Source organism: Gilliamella sp. ESL0250 (assembly GCF_013345045.1).
In the GTDB taxonomy this organism is placed as follows: domain Bacteria; phylum Pseudomonadota; class Gammaproteobacteria; order Enterobacterales; family Orbaceae; genus Gilliamella; species Gilliamella apicola_H.
Genome location: NZ_JAAEDV010000005.1, coordinates 24,287 through 39,601, shown reverse-complemented (window position 1 = coordinate 39,601; position 15,315 = coordinate 24,287). Strand labels below are relative to the sequence as shown.

Genomic DNA, 15,315 nt, shown 5'->3' with positions numbered 1-15,315 from the left:
TACGGCAGAATCAACATTTTTTTATAAACAATAACATAACGAAAGGAATAGTAATGATTGCCGATCCTTCTGTTTTATTAAGGCGACTCAATCCGTATTGTGCAAGAGCACTTGAAGCTGCGGCAGAATTATGTCAAACGAGAGCACATCCAGAAATTACACTTGAACATTGGTTATTAAAATTATTAGAACAAGGCGCAGGGGATATTTCATTTATTGCAAGACATTACCAACTAGATATGGACAAAGTCTGGCAAGGATTGTTGAATTATTTAGATATTTTACCACACACAATTAATACAAAACCTAGTTTATCGTCATCGTTGATTGCGGTATTGCAATCAGCATGGTTAAAGGCTTCACTTGAAGATCAAGAAGATGTTATTCGTTCAGTACATATTTTACAAGTGTTACAAGAGATGCCTCATTGCTTAAAAGCACAAGATGCATGGCAATTGCTTAGCTTATCCGTTGTGTCATTACAAAAAATGCGCACTCAATTAAATGAAACATCAGATGAAAGCCCAGTAAATCAATACAGTTATCATTCAAATAATGATATCGATAGCACATCCCAATCAAAAATTGATACTAATCAGGATTCGCAAACAGCTGATACTAAAAATAACCAACAACAAGCTGTACAACAAAAACATTATCAAGCGGCGCTTAGTCGATTTACTGAAGATATTACCGAAAAAGCGAAAACAGGTAAAATTGATCCTGTATTTGGTCGCGATAGTGAAATAAGACAAATGATCGATATTTTATCTCGTCGTCGCAAAAATAACCCAATCTTAGTGGGGGAACCCGGCGTAGGTAAAACGGCATTAGTTGAAGGACTGGCGCTACGTATTGCAGAAGGCAACGTGCCTAAGAACCTTGAAAAAGTTAGCATATTAATGCTTGATCTTGGCTTACTACAAGCTGGTGCTGGCGTAAAAGGTGAATTTGAACAAAGATTAAAAAATGTGATTGAGGCTGTTCAACAATCACCGAACCCAATATTACTTTTTATTGATGAGGCACACACCATTATTGGTGCAGGTAATTCAGCCGGTGGAGCTGATGCAGCAAATTTATTAAAACCGGCGCTAGCTAGGGGTGAATTACGTACAATTGCTGCTACAACATGGTCTGAATACAAACAATATTTTGAAAAAGATGCTGCGTTAGAACGTCGTTTTCAAATTGTTAAAGTTGATGAGCCTGATGACGAGAAAGCCTGTCTTATGCTACGTGGTTTAAAATTACGATACGCAAAACACCATGGTGTACATATACTGGATGAAGCTGTTAAAACAGCGGTTTCGCTTTCTCGACGTTATATCAGTGGTCGTCAACTGCCAGATAAAGCCGTTGATCTGCTTGATACTGCTTCAGCTCGGGTTCGCATGGGGCTAGATACAATTCCTGAATCAATCACGTTGCTTGAAGCCAAAATTGCCTCATTGACAATGGAACAAGAAGCAATAGAAGCTGATGTAGTATTAGGAGAACAGCTATCAACAGATCGTATGGGAGAAATCGATTTACAACTAGGCGAACTACAAGAACAATTAACCAATCAACAAATACAATTTGAAAAAGAGAAAAAACTTGTTGAAACACTAATTGAGTTACGACAAAAATTAACACTAAAACAAGATAAAAAAATTCAAAAGCAACTGATTGCAACACAGCAAAAATTAAGTGAACTACAAAAAAGTTTACCTTTATTGTCACTTGATGTTGATAGCCGAATTGTTTCTTCAATTATTGCCGATTGGACCGGAGTGCCATTAGAAAGTCTATTAAAAGATGAACAAAGCCATTTGCTTATGTTAGAAGATGATTTGCGCTTACGTGTTGTCGGTCAAGATAACGCGCTTTTTGACATCGCTAAACGGATTCGTGCTGCAAAAACGGGGCTAACCTCAGAAGATGCGCCGATGGGAGTATTCTTATTAGTCGGTCCCTCTGGTGTTGGTAAAACCGAAACAGCTTTAGCTTTAGCTGATACGCTTTTCGGTGGCGAACAATCTTTGATCACCATTAATATGTCAGAGTATCAAGAAGCCCATACTGTATCACAACTCAAAGGATCACCACCTGGATATGTGGGTTATGGTCAGGGTGGAATATTGACTGAAGCCGTCCGTAAACGCCCATATAGCGTTGTATTATTGGATGAAGTCGAAAAAGCACATCGCGATGTATTGAATCTATTTTATCAAGTATTCGATCGTGGTTTTATGCGAGATGGTGAAGGGCGTGAAATTGATTTCCGTAATACTTTAATATTAATGACTTCTAACCTAGGCAGCGATGAATTAATGGCATTATTTGATCAAATGCCAAATGCTGATATTGCAACACAGCAAGAATTATTGCGCCCTATTATACGCGAACACTTTCAACCAGCATTATTAGCGCGTTTTCAAACTGTCATTTATAAGCCATTAGATGATGTTGCACTGCGCAAAATTGTTGAAATGAAATTAAATAAAGTTGCATCTCGATTACAAAAACATTACAAAATTGAGTTTAATGTTGGTCAAAAACTTTACGATACCTTAGTTTCAGCTTGCTTATTGCCAGATACAGGTGCTCGTAATATCGATAGTATTTTAAATCAACAAATCTTACCAGTAGTTTCTAACTTGTTACTACAGCAGGTTAATAGCCAAAACAATCAATCACTAACGTTACAACTCGACTTTAGCGAAACAGATGGCATTGTACTTGAATGGGTAACAAAAAATAGTAAAACAGCGCCAACAAAAGCTAAAAAGGCAACAACAGTAAAAAAAACATCTTCAAAAGTATCAAAAACAGAGGAAAAAAACAGTAATAAAAAACAAACAACAAAAGAAACAACTAGTCATACAGAGTAAAAAAATATACACAAATAAATAGGAGAACAACATGTCAAACGAACTTAATCGTCTTCTGGGTCAGCTCGGTGACGGGTTTAGCGATTTAATGGCGGGCTTAGGGGGTGTTAGCCATAATCGCTATACTTTAACGGTTGACGGGCTGGGCGCGGCGATGTCGGTTTTGCATGTTGTGGGTGATGAGTCGTTAAACCAGCCTTGGCGTTATGTTATCTCCTTTACTAGTACTGATAAAACCTTATCGCCTGATGCTTTCCTTAATCAAAAATCGACTTTTTCCTTTAATCCGGTTATCAATAAACCATTAACTTCCGCTATCCGCTCATTAAGTGATTTGCCCACGTTGACGAATAAACGCACCTTACATGGGGTGATTACCGAATTTAGTCAGTTATCGGTCAATAAAGATGAAGCCCATTATCAGGTAGTGTTATCCTCGTGCTTAGCACGGCTGGCTGTGGGGCAACATAATGCCATATTTCAAAATCAAAGTGTGGTCAGTGTGGTTGAAGAAGTGCTGCGCAGTCATGGTTTGACGGGGATTGATTACCGTTTAGAACTAAAAGACAGCTACCCTGAGCGAGAGTTTATCACTCAGTGGCAAGAAAGTGACCTTGCCTTTATTCAGCGCTTATTGGCCGATGTCGGTATTTGGTTTCGCTTTGAAACGCATGCTGAGCACCATTGTGATGTGATGGTGTTAAGTGATTATGAGCAAGGCTATGCGCAGGTGGCTGATATTGACTATAAACCGCCCAGTGGCATGGCTGATACGGGCGTTGAAAGCGTGTGGGATATCAGCCTACATAGTGAAGTGGTGGTCTCTTCAGTCAAGGTACAAGATTATAACTACCGTGATGCCCTCGCCGATTTACAGGGCGAAATAAACACCCAACCCAAAGACCTTACCACCTATGGCACTGACTACCGTTATGCTGAGCACTATAAAGGTTTAGATAGTAACGGACAAGACAACCCGCAAACTCGTGGCGATGATAATAGTGATAATGACAATAACACTCACGACAATCAGATTGAAAGCGGTCAGTGGTATGCCCGTATTCGTCATGAGCAAGCTATTAGCCAGCAAATTATCCTCAAAGGTAAGAGTAACCACTACAACCTTGCCCCCGGTCAATGGATTAACCTCAACGGCAGTCCGCTGGCAAATATCAATGACGGTATCATCATTTTAAGTGTACAGGGGCAGGGTAACCGCACTGATGCCTATGAACTCACCTTTACCGCCATTCCCTATCAAGCTTTAAAACCCTATCGCCCTGCGCCCATACGTTGGCCACAAGTCAGTGGTACTTTACCTGCCCGTGTCACCAGTCCTAATCATGACACCTATGGTTATATCGACCCGCAAGGGCGCTATCGGGTTAAATTTAATGTTGACCTGAAACAATGGAAAAGTGGCACGGAAAGCTTATGGGTACGCTTAGCTAAACCGTATGCGGGTAACACCTATGGTTTTCACTTTCCCTTAATTGACGGTACTGAAGTAGCCATTGCCTTTATGCAAGGCAATCCTGATAGGCCATATATCGCCCATGCGATGCATGACAGTGCTCACCCTGACCATGTTACCACCATTAACAAACACCGCAATGTGATTCGCACGCCGGCTAATAACAAACTGCGCATGGATGATAAACGCGGGCAAGAGCATATTAAACTGGCCACCGAATACGGCAAAAGCCAACTTAATTTAGGGCATTTGGTTGATAATAAAAAAGGACAACGCGGTGAAGGCTTTGAACTGCGCACCGACGAATGGGGGGCGATAAGAGCGGGAAAAGGGCTGTATATTACCAGTGAAGAACAAACCCAAGCAAGTCATATACAGCTACAAATGGACAACGCCGTTAAAGAACTAGCGCAAGCGGCTGAAATGGTTAAACGGCTCAATGAACTTGCCGAGGCCGCCAAAGCTGAGCTGGCTGATTTACAAACTCAAAAACAGCTATTTGAACAAAGCTTAAAAGAACTAAAACAACCGGGAATACTCACTTACGCACCGGCTGGCTTGGCTGATGTCACCCCAAGTTCAATTCAACACACCGCAGGTGAAAACATTATCCAGACAGCACAAAACACGGTTGATGTCAGTGCATTTAAACGCTTTATGGTCACTGCGGGCAACATGATAAGCCTATTTGCCAATAAAATGGGCATAAAGATATTTGCCTCGCAAGGTAATGTTGACATACAGGCACAAAATGATGCAATGCAATTAAGTTCAAAACAGGATATGAAAATTACCAGTACCGACAGTGAAGTCATTATCTCAGCAAATAAAAAGCTCACATTAACGTGCGGTGGGGCGGCTATTGTGATTGAAAATGGCGGGATAAAAATGCTTGCCCCGGGTGATGTTCAGGTTAAATCGGCCAGCTTTCGTATATTAGGACCGGCAAATTACCAAGTACCAGAAGTTGAATTACCGAAAGGTAGCCAATGCTCGGAGACAATATAGTGGATACATTACAACAACAGCTAAATAGTGAAGATAACAAAAAATACTATCGTTATTTATTAATTGATATGCTTGGCGTAACCAGTGAATTAAGCGAACTTTATCCACAACAGTTAAAACAACTTTTACCGCCAAAAGATATTGAGATGGTTAAGCGTCCAGAGTTATTACATGAATTAACGTCTTGCCCTCATTTAGTCTGTATTGGTCACCCTAACCAAGATGTCAATACAGATCTGTTATTTTCCTCAATGGTTCAAGTTGGCGAAGATTTTTTAACCACCAAACCGTATGTTTGCGGTTGGCTTGTAGCACAACAAGCGATTGATGAAATTGCAGAATGGTTACCTAAAATAGGTTTAATATTGGGTGAAATGTGTTCAATGCGGTTTGTCCCCTTTTACGAACCGTTTAGAATGCAACTTTTACAAGATAGCCAGCTGACCGATCCAAATTGGATAAATGTGTTTTTCCCAACTAACTTAACTTACTACTATATTGATATACAACAAAAATTAAGAGTAATCAAACCAAATAAAGATAATGAGTTACTCCCGTCAAGTTTGCCACCTAAAATACGTTTTTTTCAGAAGGAATCTAACAATTTATTTAGGCTATATGTTAATTGGTATGACATCAAAGAAGAAATTAATGAAAACGTTGGCGAAAATGATTTAATAACATTAATAGAGCATTACTATACTGCGAGTTTACTTGGTTTAACAGACATTAAAGACAGAACGATCTATGTATTTTATTCCATGCAGTATGCTGATCTACAACAACATGAAAAAATCAGAGCTATCATTGACGATGTTGCTTTGCAGTCGCCAGGAACATTATCAGAGCGATTCCTAGTCATCAATTCAACATTCCAAGCATTATTGAAAAACAACAAAAATAAAAAATAAAAATAAGGAAAAATGAAATGGATACTAATAACAAAAACAACAAGAACAATAATTCAGACTTCGAAAGCGACAGCATTGAAACAAATCAAGCGCCACCTGAAATTACTCCTGAGCTAATTAATGAAGCCGCAGCAAATATGAAATTGAGCAATGGTAAATGCGGTGCTTGCCAGCGATCGGGTTTTCCACTTTTTTTAGTTCGAAAAAGTATTGTGCCTAAAAATTTTAAAGGTATCGCATGGGATCAAGGCATGTTAGCGCTAGGCGATCGAGAACCTAAAGAAGCGTTAAAGCATTTTAAATATGCCTACCGAACGTTAAGAGAAGGGTACGTCTATATTTTACTACACAAAAATAAATCAGTTAAAGAGTGGGAGGGAACAAATCTCAATTTATTAAAAGTAAAAGCTTTTGAAGTCACTCATTCTGGTGCTTTTCGGTTGAGAGAGCTAAGAGATATCAAAGGATCAAGACCAAAAGAACTACCATCATCTTGCGTTACAGAGGGGCATCAGTTTAAAGCGAAATTTATTACATTAGATAATAAAATTTATGATAAAGCGTGGATAGCCTATAGCCCTTATCGTTGGGATAAAGAAGTCATTGAATATTATCGTGAAAACGAGGAAAAACGAGATGAACGTTTTACCGTTGTTGATTTAACCAAAACTAATCCTACAGAGATGGCTGTTTCAGAAAAGCAAAGAAGTTTTTCGTTTAATGACTTTATCCGTAAAGCCGATGATAATCAGGCACAAACTTCGCATCAACCCAAAGCTAGTGAAACAAATGGTGAGGATACCGAAAGTACTTCCATAAAACGTTATTTGGTTGAAATAGAATGTAGTAATAAAGAGGTGCTTGATTATTTTGATGAAAAACAACAAAAAAACTATCGAGATAAATTAACAAAAAAATCAACATCATTAAACACCCCAATTGACAAAGCGATAGGCAAAGGTGTTTTTTATACTAAAAAAGTCGATTTAAACCAAGTCGTAGACAGTAGCACATCAAATATATTTAATTATTTTAAACATATTTTTTGTACCGCTAGCCATTTTAACTCGTTAAAAAAGGAAGCAGGCGGACTGAATGAAAATTTTAAAAAGACGATAAAAGGCTACCAAGGTGAAGCGCGAGCAAATTCAAATTACCAAACTGATGAAATTGGCGTAATATTGGTTGAAGACACTTTAGGTTTAGCCGAAGAGCTATCGGTACAACGAAGGCAGTTATTAGCACCAGTAATTAACGGGCTTGCAGGCCGAAGCCAAGAGCAAGCGATAGCGATTCAAAAAAGGCTAAGGAAAAATTTGGGTAAAACCACCCAAGATATTATTCGTGAAGAATCAATACAGCTTGGTGATGATATTGACCCAGATATTATTAAATCATTTTATGCAGAAAATATTTTAGATCTTCGGTATAACCAGCAGTATACAGAGGTGTATGAAAATCTTAAAGTATTCGACTTTGCATTACCAACAAAACAATGGTTATTTGAAAAATATCGAAATACAATCCCTGCAATTATGGCCAATTTAGTCGGTAAAAGAACAAAAGCCATTGAAGAGTATTTTACTAAACAACAAAGCAGGGCATCAGGGCACCCCTTTCTTTACTTTAAACCCGAAACCAGTTATGCACGCAACCAATACAATAGTATTGAAAATTATAAAGATATACTAAAAATTGATAACCAAATTGAGGATGCATCAGATTGTATTTTATTTGCCTTTTATCAACCAAATGGTCATTATAATAAAGATTTAAAAAGATATGCCGAACAAGAGGCAAAGTTAGTGCTAAAAACTGAGCTTTATAAAGGGGATAATGGTAAGGGCTTATTGGATAAAATTTTTGTATTAGATGTGGTGGGTGATGCTGGATTTGCGATCGAAAACAAATTAGCAATACGGGGTATACCCGCTTTTAGATGGCCTTATAATCAAGTTGCCCGTTTTTTTTATTTTAGATATATCAGTGAGATCAGCTTAAGTGGATCTCCAGTAGATGGTGTTCCCCCACTAGGTGATTATAAAGTTATTAATATTTCAGCTGCGCAAAAAAAAGACATTTTAGCTATTTATCAAACAGAGAAAAAATTACGCACAATAGAGGGTTATGATGTCGTGGTTGTCAAATATCCCAATGCTAAAGACACAATTGCCGAATGGAAAAGGAATAAAAGCTGGGATGGTAAAGAATCAAAACGTCTTAATAACGAATCAATAGTCAAATATAAAGCGTTAGATAAAACCCTTTACCAAAATTTATCAACCTATGTTGAACAAGTATCAGAAGATTATTTTACATATCTATTATGGTTGTTTGGTGAGCAAAACACCGTCCCTTTCTGGTTAACCGAATGTGATCCCGATACCTCTGACCAGCATATTCTAGTGCTATCAAGTTTGCTGATTATTTTAGATAATGATTCTGTCGGCAACTTTTATTTAGATAAACAAGCCAAGCTGTGGTCAATGCTGATAAAAAATGAAAACAGTATTTATCATTATTTAATCGAGGGCAATAAAGGTGCTTATTCACTGTTTAATGTTGCATCAGGAAATATTCCCGAAGCTGACAAGCAGTTAACGCAAGAGGTCAAAAAGATTTTAGCTAATCGCGGTAAAGGAATAACAAAAGGAAACACCAAAGTCAATAATCCTTTGTCGGGTGCTAAAAAGAATATCAAAAGAATCAAACAAATCTTGAATTTAAAGCTTAACGGTAATGTGACAGTCGGGGCTTATATAAAAGAAGAACTGATCAAATTATCAATGAGTAATATCGCCAAAAGCCTTTCTAATAATAATACCTATGACCTTAAAACCAAAGTGGTCGATACTCACTTGATTAAAGCGATGAATATGTTTTCAACGGCAACTCATAAACAATATAAAGTAAAAGTGCCAGTATCAAATCTACAACATTTTTTAGATAATCTTGGTAGCTCAGCGCAGGTTGTGTACGCCCAAAGTAATAATGGCAATCTAATAACCTCCGATGGCACTCGTATTCGCGGAAACTATTCGTCAACGCAAGAAAGATTTAGACTTAAAAAACGAGACATAACTAAGGCAAAAAATACATTTGTTGAATTAGATATGTTACTGACATTTAGCAATGAAACAGAACGGACAATGTTTGAACAATCAATGACCACTAGTCGAGGTAATGCTAATGTAGATAAATTCAAAGATGCCAACGTGGTTAAATATGAAGAGCTAAACGCGGCTAAATATCAGGCAAAAGAAAAATGGCGAACTGCGGTGTATGATACGTCAGTATCTAATGCGATGAATGTCTTTACGCTTGCTTATCAATATCTACAAATTAGTGGTTTGAAAACTAATTTGAATACATTAACCGATTCAGCGTTTATCGACAAAGTTTCAAGAGCATTATTAAGAACCTATCTTGATATTGCTTTAACCGCTTCTTATGCCATTCTTGATGGTATAAAACTAAAAGCACTGTTTTGCGAGCGTGACAAAACACTTACCGATTTACTTGGTAAAATTGGTAAAGCTGGCAAAGTATTAGGCTATGCGGCTAAATCCATTGCCATAATCGACAGTTTTGGTGATCTATGTCGCTCAATGAATGCCGTAACCCGTGGTGATCCTGGCGCGGTAGGATTTATGATAAACTCAACCATTGGGTTTGTCGCAGCAGGACTTAGCATGGTATTGGGCATTGCCGCCCCGTGGACAATCGTGCTGTTTTTAGCCCCATTTGTGATCAATTTTCTATTTGGTACTTATGACGACGGCAGTAACTGGGACGAAATGGACAAATGGATCAACCGCTCAATTTTTGGTAAATTTGCTCGCAATGACTTATATCCGCCTTATCCCATTAGCGATACGGGTAACTATTTATCCGAACAGGATTTTTACCTTGCTTCGCGCAAAGGATTTTGCCGAACCGCACATTACGAAGTTCAAATTCGTGAACTGATCGATGAAGGTAAAAAAAATAAAGATAAAGATAAAGATAAAGCACCACCCTATAAAGTCAATGGCATAAATGGCATAGTTTGGGGATCAGATGATCAAAGCGAATTGATTGATATCATAAACAAAACCCCAAACGCTCCACTGTACAAGTTACATTTAGTGATGCAGTTACCCGATTTTGTTAAGAATAAAGCAGCATTTGAAGGCGAGATCACCATCCGCCATCGCGGTGAACAATTCGATACTATTTTGCAGGTAAGCCATGGCGGTGAGGAATTAACTGTTCAGCCGATTCAATGTAACACCAAATGTTTTAAACCAGTTAATGAAAATATGGTCAGGAATGAAGAAGTAGAAATTTATAAATATTTGGCAACTGACCCTGATAAACCAAATCAAGCATTAGAAACTTGGTATAAAATGCAACACACCATTGATATTGCGGTGAAAACAGATCCTTATGAAGAAGACAAAGACACCACCCAAACCAATACTAATACCGATACCGATACAACATCGTCTAAGCCTAAAGCACCTGATGTTGGCTTATTTGGAATTAACCAGCTATTAGGTCGAGTAAATGGTCAGTTTGAAGTGATTTGCACAGTTCAATATTGGCCACAAGGCAAAACCGACAGCAACGGTAAGGCGGTTTTTCCTTATCTGCTCTCTTATCAGTATCAAGTTATTAACTGGGTCGAATCGTTGATAAACGATACCACCACCGCAACAAAATAAACTTAATTAACAGGTAACTATAATGAAAAAACACTTGACAATCAACTTACTGCTATTAGGTTCGCTACTGATGTTACCCTTACTCACCAGTTGTGATTTTAATGACTATAAAACCCGTATACAAGAAGAAAATGATTATAATAACCCAACGGGAAATAAAGCGGTTTGCCTCGCTGTGGGGGATCTGTATGCAGATATGTACCCCTATACAATTCATTATCTTGAAGGTGAAATAGATCCTAAAGACCCCTATGACAAAATTAAGCAAAATAAAAGACTTAACTTAAAACTCTCCCTTTATGCCAAAGAGGGATTATATACCGAAGAGCTAGTCGGTCACGATGGCGACAAGCCACTCTACCGCTATAATTTAACTGATGAAGGGCGTAAATATCTTGATAAAAAATGGTGGGGGGGAACAAATTTCTGTTTTGGCAAAGTGGTGGTTGAAAAAATTGATAAGGTTGATGATCAAATGCAAGGGATAAGAATGGTGATTTTTTATTACCATATGGAAAACGTCCCAAACTGGATAAAAAATAAGGATATTTATAGTCTATATAAAGGTTATGGTGGTTTAGAGAAAGCCGTATTGGGGGGGAGCCCTAGAGGCGTACATTATTACAGTTTTGGGCCTGATGGTGAGCTACGTTTGACGGGCGGCCAGAGTGGCGGATATGTTTTATAAACGCAAATCATGGGGTTATTAATAGGCAATAATCATGACAAAAAAACTAACCATCATTGCATTACTCATCAGTAGCGCACTAATTATATTTTTACTAAAAAGTTGTAATAATTACATGTATAAAGACCGCATACAGGAAGAAAATGATCGTATTAACCCTACCGGCAATAGAGCGGTTTGCCTTCGGGTGGGTAAAATTGATCAGGATATGTATCCCTATACCATTCATTATCTTGAAGGGGAAATAGATCCTAACGATCCTTATGACAAAATCGATGCTAACAACGAACTTAACTTAAAACTCTCCCTTTATGCCAAAGAGGGATTATTTACCGAAGAGCTAGTCGGTCACGATGGCGACAAGCCACTCTACCGCTATAATTTAACTGATGAAGGGCGTAAATATCTTGATAAAAAATGGTGGGGGGGAACAAATTTCTGTTTTGGGAAAGTGGTGGTTGAAAAAATAGATAAGGTTGATGATCAAATGCAAGGGATAAGAATGGTGATTTTTTATTACCATATGGAAAACGTCCCAAACTGGATAAAAAATAAGGATATTTATAGCTTGTATCCTGGCTATGGCGGTTTAGAGAAAGCCGTATTGGGGGGGAGTCCTAGGGGCGCACATTATTACGGTATTAAGTCTGATGGAAGCCTAAGTCTTATGAACGGTAAGAGTGGTCACTATGTTTTATAATCATAAATCATGGTGTTATTGTTAACTATTTTAACAGGTAACTATAATGAAAAAACACTTGACAATCAACTCACTGCTATTAGGTTCGCTACTGTTGTTACCTTTACTCACCAGTTGTGATTTTAATGACTATAAAACCCGTATACAAGAAGAAAATGATTATAATAACCCAACGGGAAATAAAGCGGTTTGCCTCGCTGTGGGGGATCTGTATGCAGATATGTACCCCTATACAATTCATTATCTTGAAGGTGAAATAGATCCTAAAGACCCCTATGACAAAATCGATGCTAATAACGAACTTAACTTAAAACTCTCCCTTTATGCCAAAGAGGGATTATTTACCGAAGAGCTGGTTGGTCACGATGGCGACAAGCCACTCTACCGCTATAATTTAACTGATGAAGGGCGTAAATATCTTGATAAAACATGGTGGGGTGGAACAAATTTCTGTTTTGGTCGGATTGTGGTTGATAAAATTGATGGGGTTGATAATCAGTTGCAAGGAATGCGTATGGTTTATTTTTATTACCATATGGAAAACGTCCCAAACTGGATAAAAAATAAGGATATTTATAGCTTGTATCCTGGCTATGGCGGTTTAGAAGCTGCGGTATTAGGCGATAGACCCGCTCCAGGGACTCATTACTACAGCATTCAATATGATGACAGTTTAAAATTAACAGTGGGTGCTAGTGGTCACTATGTTTTATGATAGTAAATCATGGTGTCATTGTTAATTATTTTAACAGGTGACTATAATGAAAAAACACTTGACAATCAACCCACTGCTATTAGGTTTGCTACTGATGTTACCTTTACTCACCAGTTGTGATTTTAATGACTATAAAACCCGTATACAAGAAGAAAATGATCGTGCTAACCCATCGGGAAATAAAGCGGTTTGCCTCGCTGTGGGGGATCTGTATGCAAATATGTACCCCTATACTATTAAATATATGCCAGGGTATCATAAAGATATGCACTATCGCGATCCTATTTATATTAATAATAAATTAAATGAACGATTAGCACTCTATGCCAAAGAGGGATTATTTACCGAAGAGCTAGTCGGTCACGATGGCGACAAGCCACTCTACCGCTATAATTTAACAGATGAAGGGCGTAAATATCTTGATAAAAAATGGTGGGGGGGAACAAATTTCTGTTTTGGAAAAGTGGTGGTTGAAAAAATTGATAAGGTTGATGATCAAATGCAAGGGATAAGAATGGTGTTTTTTTATTACCATATGGAAAACGTCCCAAACTGGATAAAAAATAAGGATATTTATAGCTTGTATCCTGGTTATGGTGGTTTAGAGAAAGCCGTATTGGGGGGGAGTCCTAGGGGCGCACATTATTACGGTATTAAGTCTGATGGAAGCCTAAGTCTTATGAACGGTAAGAGTGGTCACTATGTTTTATAATCATAAATCATGGTGTTATTGTTAACTATTTTAACAGGAACCATAATGAAAAAACACTTGACAATCAACCCACTGCTATTAGGTTTGCTACTGATGTTACCTTTACTCACCAGTTGTGATTTTAATGACTATAAAACCCGTATACAAGAAGAAAATGATCGTGCTAACCCAACGGGGAATAAAGCGGTTTGTCTTCGTGCGGGTAAGATTTATCAAGATATGTACCCCTATACTATTAAATATATGCCAGGGTATCATAAAGATATGCACTATCGCGATCCTATTTATATTAATAATAAATTAAATGAACGACTAGCACTCTATGCCAAAGTGGGATTATTTACCGAAGAGCTAGTCGGTCACGATGGCGACAAGCCACTCTACCGCTATAATTTAACAGATGAAGGGCGTAAATATCTTGATAAAAAATGGTGGGGGGGAACAAATTTCTGTTTTGGAAAAGTGGTGGTTGAAAAAATTGATGAGGTTGATGATCAAATGCAAGGGATAAGAATGGTGTTTTTTTATTACCATATGGAAAACGTCCCAAACTGGATAAAAAATAAGGATATTTATAGCTTGTATCCTGGTTATGGTGGTTTAGAGAAAGCCGTATTGGGGGGGAGTCCTAGGGGCGCACATTATTACAGCATAAAGCCTGATGGAAGCCTAAGTCTTATGAACGGTAAGAGTGGTCACTATGTTTTATAATCATAAATCATGGTGTTATTGTTAACTATTTTAACAGGTAACTATAATGAAAAAACACTTGAAAATCAACTCACTGCTATTAGGTTCGCTACTGTTGTTACCTTTACTCACCAGTTGTGATTTTAATGACTATAAAACCCGTATACAAGAAGAAAATGATTATAATAACCCAACGGGGAATAAAGCGGTTTGCCTCGCTGTGGGGGATCTGTATGCAGATATGTACCCCTATACAATTCATTACCTTGAAGGTGAAATAGATCCTAAAGACCCCTATGACAAAATTAAGCAAAATAAAAGACTTAACTTAAAACTCTCCCTTTATGCCAAAGAGGGATTATTTACCGAAGAGCTAGTCGGTCACGATGGCGACAAGCCACTCTACCGCTATAATTTAACTGATGAAGGGCGTAAATATCTTGATAAAACATGGTGGGGTGGAACAAATTTCTGTTTTGGTCGGATTGTGGTTGATAAAATTGATGGGGTTGATAATCAGTTGCAAGGAATGCGTATGGTTTATTTTTATTACCATATGGAAAACGTCCCAAACTGGATAAAAAATAAGGATATTTATAGCTTGTATCCTGGCTATGGCGGTTTAGAAGCTGCGGTATTAGGCGATAGACCTGCTCCAGGGACTCATTACTACAGCATTCAATATGATGACAGTTTAAAATTAACAGTGGGTACTAGTGGTCACTATGTTTTATGATAGTAAATCATGGTGTTATTGTTAACCATTAGATTTTTTTGTAAACAAAATCAGCAGCGGGTTTATTTGTGATTAACCAATTTATATCATTCGATATTA

10 protein-coding genes are annotated in these 15,315 nt (G+C 37.8%); all 10 read left to right on the top strand.

Translation table 11 applies throughout. The features are described from left to right. Positions 1 to 53: 53 nt before the first annotated feature. Genes tssH through GYY69_RS05495 form a run of 10 tightly spaced genes read left to right on the top strand, consistent with a single transcriptional unit; the run spans position 54 to position 15,216 of the window. Complete coding sequence (tssH, locus tag GYY69_RS05540; protein WP_174796781.1) at positions 54 to 2,876, top strand: type VI secretion system ATPase TssH; 2,823 nt, start codon at positions 54 to 56, stop codon at positions 2,874 to 2,876. 31 nt (positions 2,877 to 2,907) lie between these two features. Then, positions 2,908 to 5,358 (top strand): type VI secretion system Vgr family protein, encoded by a 2,451-nt coding sequence (locus tag GYY69_RS05535; RefSeq protein WP_174796780.1) that lies wholly within the window; start codon positions 2,908 to 2,910, stop codon positions 5,356 to 5,358. Next, entirely contained in the window at positions 5,358 to 6,269 is a 912-nt protein-coding gene (locus GYY69_RS05530) for a hypothetical protein (protein WP_174796779.1), read from the top strand. Before GYY69_RS05535 ends, GYY69_RS05530 begins: the two co-directional genes overlap by 1 nt. A 17-nt stretch (positions 6,270 to 6,286) precedes the next feature. Then, positions 6,287 to 10,975, top strand: coding sequence for a toxin VasX (locus GYY69_RS05525; protein ID WP_174796778.1), 4,689 nt, complete (start codon positions 6,287 to 6,289; stop codon positions 10,973 to 10,975). A gap of 22 nt (positions 10,976 to 10,997) precedes the next feature. After that, positions 10,998 to 11,663: a hypothetical protein gene (locus GYY69_RS05520; RefSeq protein WP_174796777.1), complete on the top strand. Its 666-nt coding sequence runs from the start codon at positions 10,998 to 11,000 to the stop codon at positions 11,661 to 11,663. 34 nt (positions 11,664 to 11,697) lie between these two features. Then, positions 11,698 to 12,363, top strand: a complete 666-nt coding sequence (locus tag GYY69_RS05515; protein WP_174796776.1) for a hypothetical protein — start codon at positions 11,698 to 11,700, stop codon at positions 12,361 to 12,363. Positions 12,364 to 12,409: 46 nt separating this feature from the next. Beyond that, complete coding sequence (locus tag GYY69_RS05510) at positions 12,410 to 13,078, top strand: hypothetical protein (protein ID WP_174796775.1); 669 nt, start codon at positions 12,410 to 12,412, stop codon at positions 13,076 to 13,078. Positions 13,079 to 13,124: 46 nt separating this feature from the next. Next, positions 13,125 to 13,790: a hypothetical protein gene (locus tag GYY69_RS05505; protein WP_174796774.1), complete on the top strand. Its 666-nt coding sequence runs from the start codon at positions 13,125 to 13,127 to the stop codon at positions 13,788 to 13,790. 45 nt (positions 13,791 to 13,835) lie between these two features. Then, a complete protein-coding gene (locus GYY69_RS05500; protein WP_174796773.1) occupies positions 13,836 to 14,501 on the top strand; it encodes a hypothetical protein in 666 nt (221 codons plus the stop codon). 46 nt (positions 14,502 to 14,547) lie between these two features. Beyond that, entirely contained in the window at positions 14,548 to 15,216 is a 669-nt protein-coding gene (locus GYY69_RS05495) for a hypothetical protein (RefSeq protein ID WP_174796772.1), read from the top strand. Positions 15,217 to 15,315 lie beyond the last annotated feature (99 nt).

Excerpts from the sequence above, each read along its gene's own strand:
- GYY69_RS05525 (WP_174796778.1), top strand. The coding sequence starts at position 6,287 with ATGGATACTAATAACAAAAACAACAAGAACAATAATTCAGACTTCGAA.
- GYY69_RS05500 (WP_174796773.1), top strand. The coding sequence starts at position 13,836 with ATGAAAAAACACTTGACAATCAACCCACTGCTATTAGGTTTGCTACTG.
- GYY69_RS05505 (WP_174796774.1), top strand. The coding sequence starts at position 13,125 with ATGAAAAAACACTTGACAATCAACCCACTGCTATTAGGTTTGCTACTG.
- GYY69_RS05510 (WP_174796775.1), top strand. The coding sequence starts at position 12,410 with ATGAAAAAACACTTGACAATCAACTCACTGCTATTAGGTTCGCTACTG.
- GYY69_RS05495 (WP_174796772.1), top strand. The coding sequence starts at position 14,548 with ATGAAAAAACACTTGAAAATCAACTCACTGCTATTAGGTTCGCTACTG.
- GYY69_RS05520 (WP_174796777.1), top strand. The coding sequence starts at position 10,998 with ATGAAAAAACACTTGACAATCAACTTACTGCTATTAGGTTCGCTACTG.
- GYY69_RS05535 (WP_174796780.1), top strand. The coding sequence starts at position 2,908 with ATGTCAAACGAACTTAATCGTCTTCTGGGTCAGCTCGGTGACGGGTTT.
- tssH (WP_174796781.1), top strand. The coding sequence starts at position 54 with ATGATTGCCGATCCTTCTGTTTTATTAAGGCGACTCAATCCGTATTGT.
- GYY69_RS05515 (WP_174796776.1), top strand. The coding sequence starts at position 11,698 with ATGACAAAAAAACTAACCATCATTGCATTACTCATCAGTAGCGCACTA.